This is a genomic window from Micromonospora sp. M61 (assembly GCF_018070245.1).
GTDB lineage: Bacteria > Actinomycetota > Actinomycetes > Mycobacteriales > Micromonosporaceae > Micromonospora > Micromonospora zamorensis.
In genome coordinates this window covers 16,471-33,655 of sequence record NZ_JAGPYA010000007.1, presented here as the reverse complement: position 1 = coordinate 33,655, position 17,185 = coordinate 16,471, and the positions used below count along the sequence as shown (strand labels likewise).

Genomic DNA, 17,185 nt, shown 5'->3' with positions numbered 1-17,185 from the left:
AACCGACTTCGCCTAGTTGCCTTTGGTTCGCCAGGAGAAGGCGGCGAGAGCCGTTGATCTGGCATTCCGTAGGCCGATCCGACCGAGGGATCATGACGTCGGCGAGTCCGGGGGAGGGAGACGAGATGGTGGATCAGACGGAGCGGCGGGCGCCGAACCGCCCCGCCACGGTGCGACCGGTGACCCCGGGGCAGCGGGCAGCCCAGGCAGAGCGCACCGGTGGCGAGCCCACGCTGGAGTTCGCCGACATGGTGCCGTACGACGCGTACGTGCAGGCCAGCGCCCTGCACCGGATGCAGCACCCGCTCAGCAGCGACCCGGGCGAGATGTCCTTCCTGATGGTCAGCCAGATCATGGAGCTGTACTTCGGGCTGACCTGCCACGAGTTGCGGGAGACCCAGCGGCTGATCCGCGCCGACCAGGTCTGGGAGGCGTTGGCGCCGTTGCGTCGAGCCAAACTGCACCTGGAGGGGCTCAACGCCGCCTGGCAGGGGCTGCGCTGGATGAGCCCGGCCGACTTCAACCGGTTCCGCAACCTGCTCGGCGAGGCCAGCGGCTTCCAGTCGGCCATGTACCGGCAGTTGGAGTTCCTGCTCGGGCTGCGTGACCCGACGCTGATCCGCCCGTTCCGTCGACAGACCGACGTGTACGCCGCGCTGACCGCCGCGCTGGCCACGCCGAGCCTCTGGGACGATGTGCTCGCGCTGCTCGCCCGGCGTGGCTTCGATCTGCCCGCCGACCTGCTCGACCGGGACGTTGCCGTCGAACATGATCCGCACCCGTCGGTCGAGGCGGCCTGGGTACGGATCTACGACGACGGCGGCCCGGACAACCACCTGCGACTGCTCGGTGAGGCGCTGAGCTCGGTCGCGGAGGAGTTCGGCGACTGGCGGTGGAACCACGTCAAGGCGGTGCAGCGGACGATGGGCGCCAAGGTCGGCAGCGGAGGCTCCGCCGGCCTGGCGTGGCTGCAACGCAGCATGGCCCGGGTGGTTTTCCCGGAGCTGTGGTCGGCCCGCACCGCGATGTGACCGGAGAGCGAGACACCCCTGTGCACACCCCAGAACGAGAGGCGCACCGCCTCGACGAAGCCGACCCGGGTCACCGGCACCTGTTCCACGTGCCCCCGGCCGACGGCGGCGACCACCCCGAGTCGGCGTACCTCGCCGGCAACTCGCTGGGCCTGCAACCCCGGGCCACCCGCGACGAACTCCTCGCCGACCTGGACGCCTGGGCGCGGCTCGGCGTCGAGGGGCACGTCGAGGCGGCGCGCGCGTGGCTGCCGTACCACGAGTTGTTGACCGCGCCGGCCGCGCGACTGGTCGGCGCCCGCCCCGCGGAGACCGTGGTGATGAACTCGCTCACGGTCAACCTGCACCTGCTGATGGTGAGCTTCTACCGCCCGGCCGGCGCGCGCACCCGCATCGTCATCGAGGACGCGGCGTTCCCGTCGGACAGCTACGCGGTGCGCAGCCAGGCCCGGTTCCACGGCTTGGACCCGGACGAAACCGTGGTCCGGTTGCGCCCGCGCGACGGTGAGGACGCCCTGCGCACCGAGGACGTGACCGCCTACCTGGCCGCCGAGGGCGACCGGGTGGCGCTGGTGCTGCTCGGCGGGGTCAACTATCTCACCGGTGAGCTGCTGGACATCCCGGCGATCACGGCCGCCGGCCGGGCCGCTGGCGCGGTGGTCGGTTGGGACCTGGCCCACGCGGTCGGCAACGTGCCACTGGCCCTGCACGACTGGGATGTCGACTTCGCCGCGTGGTGCTCCTACAAGTATCTGAACGCAGGTCCGGGTGCCCTGGCCGGCGTCTTCGTGCACGAGCGTCACCTCGGCGACGAGACAGTGCCCCGCTTCGAGGGTTGGTGGAGCACCGCGGCGGCCACCCGCTTCGAGATGACCCCGGTGTCGCGGCCGCCCGCAACAGTGGAGGCCTGGCAGATCTCCAACCCGCCGATCTTCGCGATGGGCCCGGTGCGCACCTCGCTGGAGGTGTTCGACGCGGTCGGCATGACGGCGTTGCGCGCCCGCAGCCAGCGACTCACCGGCTGGTTGGAGTCGCTGCTCGACGAGGTCGTCGTCGACCGGCCGTTGCGCGTGGTCACCCCGCGCGACCCGGCCCGGCGGGGCTGCCAGCTTTCGGTGCGCATCGGGCACGGCAGCGCGGCGGAGCTGACCAAACGCCTGCGGCACGAGCACGGCGTCATCGCCGACGCCCGCGAACCGGACGTCATCCGGTTCGCCCCGGTGCCGCTCTACTCCACGTACCTCGACTGTTGGCGGGCCGCGGCGGCGCTCGCCGCGACGGTGGGGCAGGTGAACCCGTGACCGCGCGGCGCGACGAGGTCGCGATCATCGGTGCCGGCCTCGCAGGCTGTCTGGCCGCCTGCTTCCTGGCCCGGCGCGGCTACCCGGTGGCGCTCTACGAGCGCCGCTCCGACCCGCGGGCCGGCACGGCCGAGCGGGGGCGCTCGATCAACCTGGCGCTCTCCGAGCGCGGCCTGGACGCGTTGCGCCGGATCGGGCTCGCCGAGCAGGTGATGACCGACGCGCTGCCGATGCGGGGCCGGATGATCCACCCGGTCGAGGGGGAGCAGCAGTTCCAGTCGTACAGCGCGGCCGGCGACCGGGCGATCAACTCGATCAGCCGGGGCGCGCTGAACAACGCCCTGCTGGACGAGGCCACCGCGCTGCCCGGGGTGCGGGTCGTCTTCGACCACCGGTTGGTCGGGCTGGACCCGACCGACGGCTCGCTGAGCTTCGAGACACCCCAGGGCACGGTCGCCGCCAAGGCGTCGGTCGTGCTGGGTGCCGACGGCGCCGGCTCCGCGGTGCGGGGGCAGTTGCTCGCGTACGGGTTGCTGAACGAGAGCGTGGACTTCCTCGACTACGGCTACAAGGAGTTGACGATCCCGCCGCTGGGCGGGGACTTCGCCCTGGACCCGGACGCCCTGCACATCTGGCCGCGCGGCACCTCGATGATGATCGCGCTGCCGAACCCGGACCGCTCCTTCACCTGCACGTTGTTCTGGCCCAACGACGGCGCCGGCAGCTTCGCCTCGCTGACCAGCCCGGCCGAGATCGAGCGGCACTTCGCCGAGCACTACCCGGACGTCATCCCGCTGGCCCCGAACCTCGTCGACGACTACCAGCACAACCCGGTGGGCGTGCTCGGCACTGTTCGCTGCACGCCCTGGCAGGTCAACGGGAGCGTCGGCCTGCTCGGTGACGCTGCGCACGCGATCGTGCCCTTCTACGGGCAGGGCGCGAACTGCGCCTTCGAGGACGTGGTCGAGTTGGACCGCTGCCTGGACGAGTGCGCCGACGACTGGCTGGCGGCGCTGCCCCTCTTCCAGCGACGCCGGCAGGAGAACGCCGAGGCCATCGCCACGATGGCGCTGACCAACTTCGTGGAGATGCGGGACAAGGTCGCCTCCCCGGTCTTCCAGACGCGGCGGCGGGTGGAGCACGCCCTGGAGCGAGCCCTCCCCGGCCGGTACGTTTCGCAGTACGAGCTGGTGTCGTTCTCCACCACCCCGTACGCGGAGGTGCGCCGCCGGGTGCGCCGACAGCACCGGGTGCTGGGGGCGGTCGTCGGCGGGGCCGCGTTGCTGCTGGTCGGCGCGATCGGCGCGGCACTGAGCCGAGGGAGGCAGGAATGACCGGCCTGTGGGACCCGCGACTGATGGCCGGCCACGCGCCGGGTGGCCCGCAGCGGTTGCGCAACTTCGTCGCCGGCGAGTTCGTCGACGGCGGGTCGACGTTCACCAAGGCCAGCCCGGTCACCGGGGACCAGGTCTTCGAGGTGGACGAGGCGTCGCGGTCGACTGTGGACGACGCGGTGGCCGCCGCCCGGGCGGCGCTGCGCGGGCCGTGGGGCCGGATGGGCGAACGGGAACGCGCCGAGGTGCTGCGCCGGGTCGCCGACGAGTTGGAGCGCCGCTTCGACGATCTGGTCACCGCCGAGGTCGCCGATACCGGCAAGTCCATCGCCCAGGCCCGCACGCTGGACATTCCTCGTGGTGCGGCGAACTTCCGGGCGTTCGCGGAGATCGTGGCGACCGCGCCCACCGAGTCGTTCACGACGGTCACCCCGACCGGTGGCCGGGCGCTCAACTACGCGCTGCGCAAGCCGGTCGGCGTGGTCGCGGTCATCGTGCCGTGGAACCTGCCGCTGCTGCTGCTCACCTGGAAGGTCGCCCCGGCGCTGGCCTGCGGCAACGCCGTGGTGGTCAAGCCCAGCGAGGAGACACCCGCCTCGGCGACGGTGCTCGCCGAGGTGATGGCCGCCGCGGGCGTACCGGCCGGGGTGTTCAACCTGGTGCACGGGTTCGGGCCGGACTCGGCGGGTGAGTTCCTCACCCGCCACCCCGGCGTGGACGCGATCACCTTCACCGGCGAGTCGGCCACCGGCGGCGCGATCATGCGGGCCGCCGCCGACGGCGTGAAGGCGGTCAGCTTCGAGCTGGGCGGCAAGAACGCCGGCCTGGTCTTCGCCGACGCCGACCTGGACGCCGCCGTGGCCGGCTCGGTGCGGTCCAGCTTCACCAACGGCGGGCAGGTGTGCCTCTGCACCGAACGCATCTACGTGCAGCGCCCGGTCTTCGAGGAGTTCACCGCCCGGCTGGCGAAGCGGGCCGGTGAGCTGGCGTACGGCTGGCCGACCGACGAGGCCACCGCCACCATGCCGCTGATCTCCCACCAGCACCGGTCGAAGGTGCTCGGCGCGTACGAGCTGGCCCGCGCCGAGGGCGCCGAGGTGCTCACCGGTGGCGGCACGCCCACCTTCGGTGACACCCGCGACGGCGGGTCGTACGTGCAGCCGACAGTGCTCACCGGGCTCGGCCCGCAGGCGCGCACCAACCGCGAGGAGATCTTCGGGCCGGTGGTGCACGTCGCGCCGTTCGACACCGAGGACGAGGCATACGCGCTGGCGAACAGCACCGAGTACGGCCTCGCGGCGACCGTCTGGACCCGGGACGTGGGCGTCGCGCACCGGGCCGGCGCCCGGCTCGACGCCGGCATCGTGTGGGTCAACACGTGGTTCCTGCGTGACCTGCGCACCCCGTTCGGCGGGGTGAAGGCGTCCGGCATCGGCCGGGAGGGCGGCGTGCACTCGCTGAACTTCTACTCCGAACTCACCAACGTCTGCGTGGACCTGTCGTGAGCCGTAGCGAGCGTGGACCTGTCGTGAGCCGTAGCGAGGGAGCGGGCATGGAAGCTGACATCGAGGCCGCCAACCGGGAGCTGGCCGACGCCCGCAGCACCGGCAAGCCGTGTGCACCACTTCGGGGCCGGCTGCTGCCGGAGGGCGACGTCGAGTCCGCGTACCACGTGCAGCAGCTCCAGGCGCGGGCCTGGCAGGGCCGCGGCGAACGCCGGGTCGGCGCGAAGATCGGGCTGACCTCCCGGGCGGTGCAGGAGACCTTCGGGGTGTTCCAACCGGACTTCGGCATGCTGACCGACGCCATGGCGGTCGGCGACGGGGTCGAGGTGCCCATCGACCGGCTGCTCCAGCCGCGGGTCGAAGCGGAGATCGCGTTCGTGCTCGACAAGGATCTCGCCGACCCGCAGATCACCACTGTCGACCTGATCCGCGCGGTGGACTACGTGCTGCCGGCGATCGAGATCGTCGACTCGCGGATCGCCGGCTGGGACATCTCCATCGTGGACACCGTCGCCGACAACGCCTCCAGCGGGCTCTTCGTGCTCGGCACCACGCCTCGCCGCCTCGCCGACGTCGACCTGCGGCTGTGCGGAATGGTGCTGGAACATGCCGGCGAGCCGGTCTCGGTCGGCGCCGGCGCGGCCTGCCTGGGCAATCCGCTGCACGCCCTGCACTGGTTGGCCAGCACGCTCGCCCGCGCCGGTGACCCGCTGCGCGCCGGGGACGTGGTGCTCTCCGGGGCGCTCGGCCCGATGGTCCCGGTCACCCCGGGAGCCGCGTACGAGGCACGGATCTCCGGGCTCGGCTCGGTGCGCACATCCTTCAGCGACAGGGGCGGCCAGTGACCACTAACGTGGCGGTGCTGGGATCGGGAAACATCGGCACCGATCTGATGATCAAGGTGTTGCGGCTGAGCGACAGCCTGCGCATGGTGGCGATGGCCGGCATCGACCCGGCCTCCGACGGCCTGGCGCGCGCTCGCCGGCTCGGCGTCGCCACCACCGCCGACGGCGTGGACGGGCTCGTGGCGATGCCCGAGTTCGCCGACGTCGAGCTGGTCTTCGACGCCACGTCGGCGGGAGCGCACCGACACCACGACGAGGTGCTGCGCGCGCACGGCCGCACGGTGGTCGACCTGACCCCGGCCGCGCTCGGCCCGTACGTCGTGCCGCCGGTCAACCTCGACGAGCACCTGCACGAGCCGAACGTCAACATGGTGACCTGCGGCGGGCAGGCGACAGTGCCGATCGTCGCCGCGGTGCGCCGGGTCACCCCGGTGGCGTACGGGGAGATCGTCGCCTCGATCGCCTCCCGGTCGGCCGGGCCGGGCACCCGGGCCAACATCGACGAGTTCACCGAGACCACCGCTCGGGCCATCGAGGTGGTCGGTGGGGCCGAGCGGGGCAAGGCGATCATCGTGCTGAACCCGGCGGACCCGCCACTGCTCATGCGGGACACCGTCTACTGCCTCTGCCCGGACGCCGACGCCGACACCGACGCCATCGCCGCCTCGGTGGCGGACATGGTGGCGGCGGTGCAGGAGTACGTCCCCGGCTACCGGCTCAAGCAGGACGTGCAGTTCGACCGGGTGCGGGCGTACGTGCCGACGCTCGGGCGGCAGCTCACCGCGTTGCAGGTGTCGGTCTTCCTGGAGGTCTCCGGTGCCGGGCACTACCTGCCGGCGTACGCCGGGAACCTGGACATCATGACCTCAGCCGCTCTGCGTACCGCGGAGCGGCTGATCGCCCTGCGTTCTTCGGAGGTGGCCGCGCCATGACCGACCTGTACATCCAGGACGTGACGCTGCGCGACGGCATGCACGCCATCGCCCACCAGTACAGCGTCGAGCAGGTCCGCACCATCGCCGCCGCGCTGGACGCCGCCGGGGTGGCCGCGATCGAGGTGGCGCACGGGGACGGGCTCGCCGGTTCCAGCGTCAACTACGGCCACGGCGCGGCCAGCGACGCCGAGTGGATCTCCGCGGCAGCCGAGGTGCTCACCACGGCGAAGCTGACCACGCTGCTGCTGCCGGGCATCGGCACGATCGCCGACCTGAAGGCCGCGAAGGCGCTCGGGGTGACAAGCGTCCGGATCGCCACCCACTGCACCGAGGCGGACATCTCCGCCCAGCACATCTCCTGGGCCCGGGAGAACGGCATGGACGTCGCCGGGTTCCTGATGATGTCGCACATGAACGATCCGGCCGGGCTCGCCGCTCAGGCCAGGCTCATGGAGTCCTACGGCGCGCACTGCGTCTACGTCACCGACTCCGGTGGCCGGCTGCTGATGTCCGACGTGGCGCAGCGCGTCGACGCGTATCGGCAGGTCCTCGCCCCGGAGACGCAGATCGGCATCCACGCGCACCACAACCTGTCGCTCGGGGTCGCCAACAGCGTGCTCGCCGTCGAACACGGTCGGGTCACCGGGTCCGCGCCGGTCGGCCCGGACGCACCCCACGGCCGGACCGTCCGCGTCGACGCCTCCCTTGCCGGCATGGGCGCGGGTGCCGGCAACGCACCGCTGGAGGTCTTCGTGGCGGTCGCCGAGCTGCACGGCTGGAAGCACGGCTGCGACGTGTTCGCGCTGATGGACGCGGCCGACGACATCGTCCGCCCGTTGCAGGACCGACCGGTCCAGGTGGACCGGGAAACGCTCTCCCTGGGGTACGCGGGGGTCTACTCCAGCTTCCTGCGGCACGCCGAGCGGGCCTCCACCAGGTACGGGGTGGACGTCCGGTCGATCCTGGTCGAGCTGGGCCGGCGCCGGATGGTCGGCGGCCAGGAGGACATGATCGTGGACGTCGCACTCGACCTGGCCGGCAAGGAGCCCTCATGATCGGACCGGACATCGCCGGGATCGCCGAGAAGCTGGGCGTGGCAGCGGCCACGGCCACCGCGATCCCGCAACTCGCCGCCGAGACCGGCCTCGACGTGGATGCCGCGTACGGCGTGCAGGCCGCACTGCTCCAGCGCCGGGTGGACGCCGGTGAGCGGCTCGTCGGGCTGAAGATGGGGCTGACCAGCAGGGCGAAGATGGCCCAGGTCGGCGTGGACGAGGTGATCTGGGGGCGGCTCACCAACACGATGCGGGTCCCCGACGGTGGCGTGGTGGACCGGGCCGCGTACATCCATCCCCGGGTCGAGCCGGAGGTGGCGTTCCTGCTGGACCGGCTGCCCGAGCCGGGTGAGCCGGTCGGCGACTTCGCCAGCGCCGTCCGCGCGGTCGCCCCGGCCATCGAGCTGATCGACTCCCGGTACGCGGACTTCCGCTTCTCGCTGCCGGACGTGATCGCCGACAACACCTCGGCCGCCGCGTTCGTGATCGGGGCGTGGTCGCCGGTGCCGGGGGGTCTGGACAACCTGGGTGTGCTGCTGGAGGTCGACGGGCGGGTGGCGCAGGTCGGTTCGACGGCGGCGATCCTCGGCGATCCACGCCGGGCCCTCGACGAGGGCATCCGGCTGGCCGGCCGGCACGGTGTGCGGCTGGAGTCCGGGTGGGTCTTCCTGGCCGGCGCCGCCACCGCGGCTGTGCCGCTGCGTCCCGGCGCGCACGTCCGTGCGGTCGTGGAGAAGCTCGGCACCGCGTCGCTGCGGGCGTCGTCGTGACCGCGCGGGTGGTGGCCGGCAAGGCTGTGCCTCGCGGGGCCTTTCCGCACGTCAAGGTCGCGGGTGGGTTCGTCTTCGTCTCGGGTACGTCGTCGCGGCGGCCGGACAACAGCTTCGCTGGTGTGTCGGTGGACGAGTTCGGCACGACCAACCTCGACATCCGGGTGCAGACGCGAGCCGTGATCGAGAACATCGGCGATCTGCTGCGCTCCGTCGGCGCGGACCTCACCGACCTCGTCCAGGTGACGTCGTACCTGGTCAACATGAACGACTTCGGTGGTTACAACGAGGTGTGGGCGGAGTTCTTCGACGCGTCCGGGCCGACCCGCACCACGGTGGCCGTGCACCAGTTGCCCCATCCACACCTGCTCATCGAGATCCAGGCCGTGGCCCTTCTTCCCTCGGGAGGTCAGTCGTGAGTGAGATCGCCGAACCGTTCAGCTTTCCCGGGTGGATCGCGGCCAACCAGCACCTGTTGAAGCCGCCGGTGGGCAACAAGGAGATGTTCCCCGGCGGGGACGACTTCATCGTGATGGTGGTGGGCGGGCCCAACCAGCGCACCGACTTCCACGTGGACCCGTACGAGGAGTTCTTCTACCAGGTCAAGGGCAACATGCACATCAACCTGGTCACCCCCGAGGGGCCGCGTACGGTGCACGTGCGCGAGGGTCAGATGTGGATGCTGCCGCGCAACACCCCGCACTCGCCGCAGCGGCCGGAGGCCGGCTCGATCGGCATGGTCGTCGAGCGGGTCCGTGAGGAGGGCACGCTGGAGACGTTCCAGTGGTACTGCCCGGAGTGCGGCAACAAGGTGCACGAGGTGGAGTTGCAGGTCCGCGACATCGCCGCCGACCTACCGCCGGTGTTCCAGGCGTTCTACGCCGACGAGCAGGCACGCACCTGCGCCAACTGCGGCACCCTGCACCCGGGCAAGGGCTGATGCCCGCAGGCGTCGTCGACGTGCACACGCACGTCGTACCGAAGGGGTGGCCGGACCTCGGCGCGGCGTGCGGTGGGTCCGGCTGGCCGTGGCTGCGGGTCGACTCCGAGCGAGCCGCCATGATCATGGTGGGGGAGACGGAGTTCCGCCCGGTCGGAGCCGAGTGCTGGGACGCGTCGCGCCGGCTGGCCGACATGGACGCCGACGGCGTGGACGTGCAGGTGGTCTCGCCCACCCCGGTCTTCTTCAGCTATGACCGCCCGGCCAACCAGGCGGTGAAGGTCGCCCGGATCTTCAACGACCTGACCCTGGAGGTCACCGCCGCCGGTGGCGACCGACTGGTGCCGTTCTGCCAGGTGCCCCTCCAGGACCCGGACGCCGCGTGCGCCGAGCTGGATCGCAGCCTGGCCGCCGGGCACGTGGGTGTGGAGATCGGCAACCACGTCGGCGACCGGGACCTGGACGACGCCGGGGTGGTCACCTTCCTCCAGCACTGTGCCGAGGTGGGCGCACCCGTCTTCGTCCACCCGTGGGACATGCCGGACGGCCCGCGCCTGGACCGCTGGATGGCCCGGTGGCTCACCGGAATGCCCGCCGAGACGCACCTGTCGGTGCTGGCGATGATCCTGGGCGGCGTCTTCGACCGGGTGCCCGAGACGTTGCGGATCTGCTTCGCACACGGTGGTGGCAGCTTCCCGTTCTGGCTGGGCCGTGCCGACAACGCCTGGCACCGCCGTGGCGACCTGGTCCGTGGCGCGTCCGTCGCCCCGCCCAGCAGCTACGTCGACCGGTTCAGTGTCGACTCGGTGGTCTTCGCGGCGCCCGCGCTGCGGCTGCTGGTCGACACGATGGGGGAGGACCGGGTGCTGGTCGGCAGCGACTACCCGTACCCGTTGGGGGAACGCCCGGCCGGCGCGGTGGTCCGCGACGCCGACTTCCTCACCGACGCCCAGCGCGACAAGCTCCTCTCCACCAACGCCCAGCGCTTCCTGCGCGGCTGAGCACATCTGTGGGCCGGTGGGCCGAGTGGGTGGGGGAGTCCGGCGTGTGTCGGACGCCTCGGGCCCGTCCCAGCGGGCAGGATGAGGGGATGGCCGAGCCGCACGACCTGACCGCGTTGGAACAGGCCGCCGCGATCGCCCGCGGCGAGCTGACCAGCGTCGACCTGGTCGAGCATTGTCTGGGCCGGGTGGCCGCGCTCGGCGACACCGTGGGCGCGTTCGTCACCGTCACCGAGGACCTCGCCCGGCAGGCCGCACGCGCCGCCGACGCCGTGCCGGTCGAGGCGCGCGGCCCGCTGCACGGTGTGCCGACCGCGATCAAGGACCTGACCCTCACCGCCGGCGTGCGTACCACCTTCGGTTCGGCCGCCTTCGTCGACTTCGTCCCGCCGGTCGACGCCGACGTGGTCCGGTTCATCAAGGCCGCCGGCCTGGTCAGCCTCGGTAAGACGACCACTTCCGAGTTGGGCTGCTCGCTCTACTCCGAGGGCCGGGTCGCGCCGCCGGCCCGCAATCCGTGGCAACTGGCGTACACCGCTGGTGGGTCCAGCGGCGGCGCCGCGGCGGCAGTGGCTGCCGGCCTGGTCCCGGTCGCCCAGGGGTCCGATGGCGGTGGCTCGCTGCGCATCCCGGCGTCGCTCTGCGGCCTGGTCGGCTACAAGCCCAGCCGTGGCGTGGTCTCCGGCGGGCCGCTCGGCTCCGGCGCGTTCGGCCTGCCCACCAGCGGCCCGCTCGGGCGGACCGTCACCGACGTCGCCGCGCTGCTCGACGTGATGGCCGTGCCGGTCCCCGGCGAGCCCTACCTGTCGCCGCCCGCGCCGCCCGGCGGATATCTGGCCGTGGCACGCCGGGCCGAGCCCGGCCCGCTGCGCATCGGCCGGTTCACCGCGCCGATGCTCGCCGACGAGCCGGTGCACCCCGACTGCGTGGCCGCCGTGGACCGGGCCGCCGCGCTGCTCACCGCGGCCGGCCACGAGGTGGTCGAGGTGCCGCCGCCGCTCGGGCCGGCGGTGTGGCCGCTGTTCGAGATCCTCTGGTACGTGCTGGCGCTCGCCCCGGTGCCGCCGCAGCGGGAGGCGGAGCTGCTGCCGTTGACCCGGCTGATGCGCGCCCGGGGCGCGGAGATCTCCGCCGGCACGCTGGCCGCCACCCTCGGCGAGTTGCAGGCTCAGGTCCGCCTCGGCGCCCGTCGCACCGCCGGGGTCGACCTGCTGCTCTGTCCCACCCTGGCCGCGCCGCAGGCGCCCGTCGGCTGGTTCACCGCCGATGGTGACCCGGCGGCCGACTTCGACCGGCAACGCCGCTTCTCGCCCTACTGCGCCATCTTCAACGTCACCGGCGATCCCTCCGTCTCCCTGCCGGTCGGCACCACCACCGACGGCCTGCCCGTCGGGGTGCTGCTCACCGGCCGGTACGGCGACGACGCGCGGCTCATCGCGACCGCTGCGCAACTGGAGAACTCCAGTGACGGATGGGATCGGCACCCCGCAATCTGGCGGGCCGTCGACTCCGCTAACGTGAATGGTGACGGCGTCGGGTGGCCAGCATCATGATCATCCATCCGACCCGCATGTTCGAGGTCGTCCTTCTTCCGCCTGGGGGCGTTGGGATTGTCTGTTACCGAGACGTTGCTGGTCTTCGTCGGCATCCCGCTGGCCGCGGTGCTGGTCATCGCCGGCCTCACCTATGCCGGTAGCAGCGGTGGTGCCACCGGCGGTGGCCGTGGTGCCAAGCGCTACCGCCCGGGCCGGCCCTTCGACTTCACTCCGGTCTGGTTCCTGGGCCGCCCGGAGCAGCTGGCCGACTCGGCCGGCACCGCGCTGACGGCGGGGGCGCAGGCGCCCGCGCTGACCAGCCACAAGCTTGAGCAGGCCAGCGTCGAGGCGCCGGCCGGTGGAACCGGAGGCGCAAGTGACCGTTGGTGAAAAGCACGCCGGGTCGGAAAATCCGCCCGAGGTGCTGGACGGGCCCTTCTCGACCCGCCAGCTGCTGCGCATCGACGAGGCGTTGCGCCTTGCCGACCAGGGCACCGGCCTGGTCTTCTCGGTGTTCGTCGGCGGTCTCGACGAGCCCGTCCGGGAGCACGCCCAGCGGCTGCACCGTCAGCTCGCCGACCCGGACAAGTCGGTGCTGATCGCGGTGTCGCCCAACCAGCGTCAGCTGGAGATCATCACCGGGCGGTACGCGCGCAAGCGCATCCCCGACACGTACGCCAAGCTGGCCGCGCTCTCGATGGCCGGCGCGTTCAGCGGCGGTGACCTGGCCGGTGGCATCATCAACGGCCTCGACCAGCTCTCCAGCCACGCCGGCAAGGGCTGAGCCTCTCCTCGTACGACGAAGCCCGGCCCGCGAACAGCGGGCCGGGCTTTCGGACCTTAACGGGGCCAGGCGGAGGGGTCGAGGCGCATCGGCCACGGCTCGTCGATCTGCACCGGGTCGTCTGGGCCGACCGTGCCGAGCAGGTTGTAGTGAACGCCCTTCACCAGCTCGTAGCGATATATCACGGGGCCGAAGTCGCCGCGCTCGACCCGCCAGTAGGCGGGAATGCCGAGCTCAGCGTAGAGCGCAGGCTTGGTGAACCGGTCATGCCGACGGCTGCTCGGTGATTCCACCTCGACGACAAGCGCCACATCCGCTGCTTCGATCCAGGTGCCGTCCGCAGGGGCCGTCGGCTTCAGCACGGTGACATCAGGAATGAGATTGCTGCCGGCGGCACGAAGCCCCGCCTCCCGGATCACCCGCCATCCGGTCGGCGTCGCCGCTCGCAGGGCTGCCCGTAGCTCATCGGCCAGTTCCTGGTGTCCGAAACCCGGTGGTGGGGTCACGTGCAGGCTCCCGTCGATGATCTCGTAGCGGTTCCCATCCTCGGGAAGGTTGAACAGGTCCTGCTCGCGCCACTCGCGCGCAGGGGGTCGCCACTCGTAGATCGGCTGTGCCATCACGTCCACCTCCTTTCGCAACCATAACGGCCCGTGCCGGCGTCGGCTCGCGCCCACGCCGGCACGGGCCGCGTACCCCTGATCAGCTCTGCTCGGCGTCCTTCGCGCGGGCCTTGAGCGCCCGCAGCACGCCGTCGCGGCCCTCGGCGACCAGCCGGCGCAGCGGGCCGGGGTGCCCGTCGCCGGCCAGCCACGCGTCGGTGGCCGCCACCGTGTCGTCCTCCACCAGGTAGGCCGGGTATGCCAACTGGGCGAACTCCTGCGCCGGCTCGCTGTCCCGGGTGGCCCACACCTGCGCCACCGTCTCGAAGTACCGCTCCCGGTACGGGGCGATCAGCTCCACCTGCGTCGGGTGCGCGAAGCCCTGCAACAGCGCCCGGTGCCGCCAGTTGGGCAGCGCGTCGGGGCCGGTCAGCAGCGCCCACAGGGCGGCCTTGTTCTCGGCCGTCGGCAACAACGCCTGGGCGTACGCGGCCTCCCGCTCACCGCTCGCGGTGCGGTCGCCGGCCAGCTCCGCCTCGATCTCGGCGGCACCGGCCGCGCCGTTGGCCACCAGCGCGGCGAGGACCGACCAGCGCAGCTCGGTGTCCACGGTCAGCCCGGCCGGGATGCCGGTGTCGTCCAGCCAACCGCGCAGGGTCGCCAGGTCCTCGTCGGAGCGGGCCGCCGAGGCGAACGCGCGGGCCCAGGCCAGCTGGAAACCGCTGCCGGGCTCGGCGCTGGCGAGCGCGTCCCGGGCGGTACGGGCCAGGTCGGCCCAACCGGTCGGCGCCCAGGCCGGGTCGGCGTACAGGGTGAGCGCGGTGGTCGCCTGCCGCAGGGTGGCGGTGACCAGGTTGATGTCGGTCTCGGCGGGCAGCCCGCTCAGCGTGAGCGCCACGTAGTCACGGGCCGACAGCTCGGCGTCGCGGATCATGTCCCACGCGGCGGTCCAGCACAGCGCCCGGGCCAGCGACGACTCGAAGCCACCGATGTGCTGCACCACGTTGGCCATCGACCGGTCGTCGAGGCGCAGCTTGGTGTAGCTCAGGTCGTCGTCGTTGAGCAGCAGCACGTCGGCCGCCCGGACACCGCGCAGCTCGGCGAGGTCGGTCCGCTCGCCGGTCACGTCCACCTCGTAGCGCTCGCGACGGACCAGCCGCCCGTCGGTGAGGTCGTACAGGCCCACGCCGATCCGGTGCGTCCGCAGCGTCGGGTATGCCGTCGGCGCCTCCTGGAGGACCGCCACCTGCTCGTAGGTGCCGTCCGCGCCGATGGTCACCTCCGGGCGGAGCGTGTTGACCTGTGCGGTCTCCAGCCACTGCGCCGCGAACTTGCGCAGCTCCCGGCCGGAGGCCGCCTCCAGCTCGGTGAGCAGGTCGTCGAAGGTGGCGTTGCCCCAGGCGTGCTTGCCGAAGTAGGCCCGCAGCCCGGCGACGAACGGCTCCTCACCCACGTACGCGACGAGCTGCTTGAGGACGCTCGCGCCCTTGGCGTAGGTGATGCCGTCGAAGTTGACCTCGACGGCCTCCATGTCCGGCATCTCGGTGTAGACCGGGTGCGTGGAGGAGAGCTGGTCCTGCCGGTAGCCCCAGTTCTTGCGGATGGACAGGAACGTCGTCCACGCCTCGGTGAACCGGGTGGCGTGGGTGTTGCACCAGTGGCTGGCCCACTCGGCGAACGACTCGTTGAGCCACAGGTCGTTCCACCAGCGCATGGTGACCAGGTCGCCGAACCACATGTGGGCCAGCTCGTGCAGGATCGTGTTGGCCCGCTGCTCGTACTCGAAGTCGGTGACCTGCGAGCGGAACAGGTAGTGCGACTCGGCGTGCGTGACGCAGCCGAAGTTCTCCATCGCGCCGGCGTTGAAGTCGGGCACCCAGAGCTGGTCGTACTTCGGCAGCGGGTAGCGCACGCCGAACTTCTCGTGGAAGAAGTCGAAGCCCTGCTTGGTGATCAGGAACAGGTCGTCGGCGTCCAGGTAGCGCGCCATCGACGCGCGGCAGAACACCCCGAGGTCGATGCCGTCGTGGCTGTCCCGCACCTCGTGGTACGGGCCGGCGCACATCGCGGTGATGTAGGTGCTCATCCGGGGCGACACGGTGAAGTGCAGGGTCTTGAGCCCCTCACCCGCCGGCTCCTCGCGCTGCACGGGCATGTTGGACACGGCCCGCCAGTGCGTCGGCACCGTGGCGTGCCAGGTGTAGACGCTCTTCAGGTCGGGCTGGTCGAAGCAGGCGAACACCCGCTGCGCGTCGGCCGTCTCGAACTGGCTGTAGAGGTACGTCTCGCCGTCCACCGGGTCGACAGTGCGGTGCAGACCCTGGCCGCTGTTGGAGTAACCGAAGTCGGCGTCGACGACCAGCGTGTTGTCGCTGTCCAGGGAGGACAGCACCAGGCCCTTCTCGGCCGACCAGTCGGAGAGGTCGACGGGGGAGCCGTTCAGCGTCGCGGAACGCACCGACTCGGCGGCCAGCTCGATGAACGTGCTCGCACCCGGCTCCGAGCAGCGGAAACGCACCTCGGTCGTGGACCGGAACGTGCGGCCGTCCGCCGCCAGCACGGCGGTGGACAGGTCCAGACTGATGTCGTACCCCGTCACATTGAGCAGGCGGGCCCGCTCGGTCGCCTCGACCTGCGTCAGGTTGCGCACTCCCGGCACTGTTCGTCTCCATCCCAACATCTCGCCGTACGCCCGGCGGCGCCCGTCTGCCAACCGCTCGTGGCGGCCGGCCCGAACCGAGTCTTCCATGTACGAGCAGCCCGCGGTGGCCGAGGTCACGCTCTCATTCGGGTGCCGCTCGACGGGCTGCGGGGTGAAGATTCCCCTGAGACGCCGGACTGCCGGCGCCCCCCGTCGCGAAGGGACCTCACCGTGACCGATCGTGTCACCGCCGACATGTGGTTCGACCCGGCCTGCCCGTGGGCGTGGATCACATCCCGCTGGCTGCTTGAGGTCGAGCAGGTCCGTGACGTGGACATCCGTTTCCACGTGATGAGCCTCGCCGTGCTCAACGATGGCCGGGACGAGCTGCCCGAGGAATACAAGGAGTTCCTGAAGACCGCTTGGGGCCCGGTGCGGGTCTGCATCGCCGCCGAGCAGCGGTACGGCAACGACGCCCTGCGTCCCCTCTACACCGCGCTCGGCACCCGGATCCACCTCGGCAAGGAGGAGCGGGGTCACGAGCTGTACGTCGCCGCGCTGACCGACGCCGGTCTGGACGCGGCGCTGGCCGCGGCCGCGGACAGCACCGACTACGACGAGGCGCTGCGGGCCAGCCACGAGGCCGGGATGCGCCCGGTCGGGCAGGACGTCGGCACGCCGGTCGTCCACGCGCCCGGTCCAGACGGCACCCCTGTCGCGTTCTTCGGCCCGGTGATCACCCCGGCTCCGAAGGGGGAGGCCGCGGGCCGGCTCTGGGACGGCGTCCTGCTGGTCGCCGGCACGCCGGGCTTCTACGAGCTCAAGCGCACCCGGGAGCAGGGCCCGATCTTCGACTGAGGTGTGCCAAGGGGCCCCCGGTCGACGCCCGGCGTCGACCGGGGGCCC

Annotated in this window: 17 protein-coding genes; 15 read left to right on the top strand and 2 right to left on the bottom strand. The window is 71.7% G+C overall.

Going from position 1 to position 17,185, the window contains the following annotated elements; translation table 11 throughout:
* The first annotated feature begins 128 nt into the window (after window positions 1-128).
* The 14 genes from KBX34_RS06135 (at window position 129) to KBX34_RS06070 (ending at window position 13,036) form a co-directional block, all read left to right on the top strand.
* Window positions 129-1,031 carry a tryptophan 2,3-dioxygenase gene (locus KBX34_RS06135; protein WP_210795486.1) on the top strand — a complete coding sequence of 301 codons (903 nt, stop codon included), beginning with the start codon at window positions 129-131 and terminating at the stop codon, window positions 1,029-1,031.
* The gene (gene kynU / locus KBX34_RS06130) at window positions 1,007-2,332 is read left to right on the top strand and encodes a kynureninase (protein ID WP_210923807.1); all 1,326 of its coding nucleotides are present in this window, start codon (window positions 1,007-1,009) and stop codon (window positions 2,330-2,332) included. Before KBX34_RS06135 ends, kynU begins: the two co-directional genes overlap by 25 nt.
* Complete coding sequence (locus KBX34_RS06125) at window positions 2,329-3,666, top strand: NAD(P)/FAD-dependent oxidoreductase (protein WP_210923686.1); 1,338 nt, start codon at window positions 2,329-2,331, stop codon at window positions 3,664-3,666. The genes kynU and KBX34_RS06125 overlap by 4 nt, the downstream gene beginning before the upstream one ends.
* Window positions 3,667-3,689: 23 nt before the next feature.
* On the top strand, window positions 3,690-5,171 hold the full coding sequence (locus tag KBX34_RS06120; protein ID WP_210923806.1) for a 2-hydroxymuconic semialdehyde dehydrogenase: 1,482 nt from the start codon (window positions 3,690-3,692) through the stop codon (window positions 5,169-5,171).
* 47 nt (window positions 5,172-5,218) lie between these two features.
* Window positions 5,219-6,016, top strand: coding sequence for a 2-keto-4-pentenoate hydratase (locus KBX34_RS06115; protein ID WP_210795448.1), 798 nt, complete (start codon window positions 5,219-5,221; stop codon window positions 6,014-6,016).
* Window positions 6,013-6,948 carry an acetaldehyde dehydrogenase (acetylating) gene (locus KBX34_RS06110; RefSeq protein ID WP_210923685.1) on the top strand — a complete coding sequence of 312 codons (936 nt, stop codon included), beginning with the start codon at window positions 6,013-6,015 and terminating at the stop codon, window positions 6,946-6,948. The genes KBX34_RS06115 and KBX34_RS06110 overlap by 4 nt, the downstream gene beginning before the upstream one ends.
* Window positions 6,945-8,006, top strand: coding sequence for a 4-hydroxy-2-oxovalerate aldolase (gene dmpG / locus KBX34_RS06105; RefSeq protein WP_210923683.1), 1,062 nt, complete (start codon window positions 6,945-6,947; stop codon window positions 8,004-8,006). Before KBX34_RS06110 ends, dmpG begins: the two co-directional genes overlap by 4 nt.
* On the top strand, window positions 8,003-8,776 hold the full coding sequence (locus tag KBX34_RS06100; RefSeq protein WP_210923681.1) for a 2-keto-4-pentenoate hydratase: 774 nt from the start codon (window positions 8,003-8,005) through the stop codon (window positions 8,774-8,776). The genes dmpG and KBX34_RS06100 overlap by 4 nt, the downstream gene beginning before the upstream one ends.
* Window positions 8,773-9,195, top strand: a complete 423-nt coding sequence (locus tag KBX34_RS06095) for a RidA family protein (protein WP_088949772.1) — start codon at window positions 8,773-8,775, stop codon at window positions 9,193-9,195. The genes KBX34_RS06100 and KBX34_RS06095 overlap by 4 nt, the downstream gene beginning before the upstream one ends.
* A complete protein-coding gene (locus KBX34_RS06090; RefSeq protein ID WP_210923679.1) occupies window positions 9,192-9,716 on the top strand; it encodes a 3-hydroxyanthranilate 3,4-dioxygenase in 525 nt (174 codons plus the stop codon). The genes KBX34_RS06095 and KBX34_RS06090 overlap by 4 nt, the downstream gene beginning before the upstream one ends.
* Entirely contained in the window at window positions 9,716-10,717 is a 1,002-nt protein-coding gene (locus KBX34_RS06085) for an amidohydrolase family protein (protein WP_210923677.1), read from the top strand. Before KBX34_RS06090 ends, KBX34_RS06085 begins: the two co-directional genes overlap by 1 nt.
* Window positions 10,718-10,806: 89 nt before the next feature.
* Complete coding sequence (locus KBX34_RS06080) at window positions 10,807-12,270, top strand: amidase (RefSeq protein ID WP_210923675.1); 1,464 nt, start codon at window positions 10,807-10,809, stop codon at window positions 12,268-12,270.
* 75 nt (window positions 12,271-12,345) lie between these two features.
* On the top strand, window positions 12,346-12,642 hold the full coding sequence (locus KBX34_RS06075) for a hypothetical protein (protein WP_088949768.1): 297 nt from the start codon (window positions 12,346-12,348) through the stop codon (window positions 12,640-12,642).
* Entirely contained in the window at window positions 12,629-13,036 is a 408-nt protein-coding gene (locus tag KBX34_RS06070) for a DUF5130 family protein (protein ID WP_088949767.1), read from the top strand. The genes KBX34_RS06075 and KBX34_RS06070 overlap by 14 nt, the downstream gene beginning before the upstream one ends.
* A 56-nt stretch (window positions 13,037-13,092) precedes the next feature.
* Here the strand turns inward: KBX34_RS06070 and KBX34_RS06065 are convergent, their stop codons facing one another.
* Both KBX34_RS06065 and pepN read right to left on the bottom strand, forming a co-directional pair.
* A complete protein-coding gene (locus KBX34_RS06065) occupies window positions 13,093-13,713 on the bottom strand; it encodes a Uma2 family endonuclease (RefSeq protein WP_307871335.1) in 621 nt (206 codons plus the stop codon).
* 25 nt (window positions 13,714-13,738) lie between these two features.
* Window positions 13,739-16,288 carry an aminopeptidase N gene (gene pepN / locus KBX34_RS06060; RefSeq protein WP_210923669.1) on the bottom strand — a complete coding sequence of 850 codons (2,550 nt, stop codon included), beginning with the start codon at window positions 16,286-16,288 and terminating at the stop codon, window positions 13,739-13,741.
* A 222-nt stretch (window positions 16,289-16,510) separates the two neighbouring features.
* On the opposite strand from pepN, the gene KBX34_RS06055 reads away from it, so the two are divergent.
* The gene (locus KBX34_RS06055; protein WP_210923667.1) at window positions 16,511-17,137 is read left to right on the top strand and encodes a DsbA family protein; all 627 of its coding nucleotides are present in this window, start codon (window positions 16,511-16,513) and stop codon (window positions 17,135-17,137) included.
* The last annotated feature ends 48 nt before the right edge of the window (window positions 17,138-17,185 follow it).

What these genes read in the sequence shown, in the direction of transcription:
- KBX34_RS06115 (WP_210795448.1), top strand. Translation starts at nt 5,219, where the DNA reads ATGGAAGCTGACATCGAGGCCGCCAACCGGGAGCTGGCCGACGCCCGC.
- KBX34_RS06100 (WP_210923681.1), top strand. Translation starts at nt 8,003, where the DNA reads ATGATCGGACCGGACATCGCCGGGATCGCCGAGAAGCTGGGCGTGGCA.
- KBX34_RS06120 (WP_210923806.1), top strand. Translation starts at nt 3,690, where the DNA reads ATGGCCGGCCACGCGCCGGGTGGCCCGCAGCGGTTGCGCAACTTCGTC.
- dmpG (WP_210923683.1), top strand. Translation starts at nt 6,945, where the DNA reads ATGACCGACCTGTACATCCAGGACGTGACGCTGCGCGACGGCATGCAC.
- KBX34_RS06080 (WP_210923675.1), top strand. Translation starts at nt 10,807, where the DNA reads ATGGCCGAGCCGCACGACCTGACCGCGTTGGAACAGGCCGCCGCGATC.
- KBX34_RS06085 (WP_210923677.1), top strand. Translation starts at nt 9,716, where the DNA reads ATGCCCGCAGGCGTCGTCGACGTGCACACGCACGTCGTACCGAAGGGG.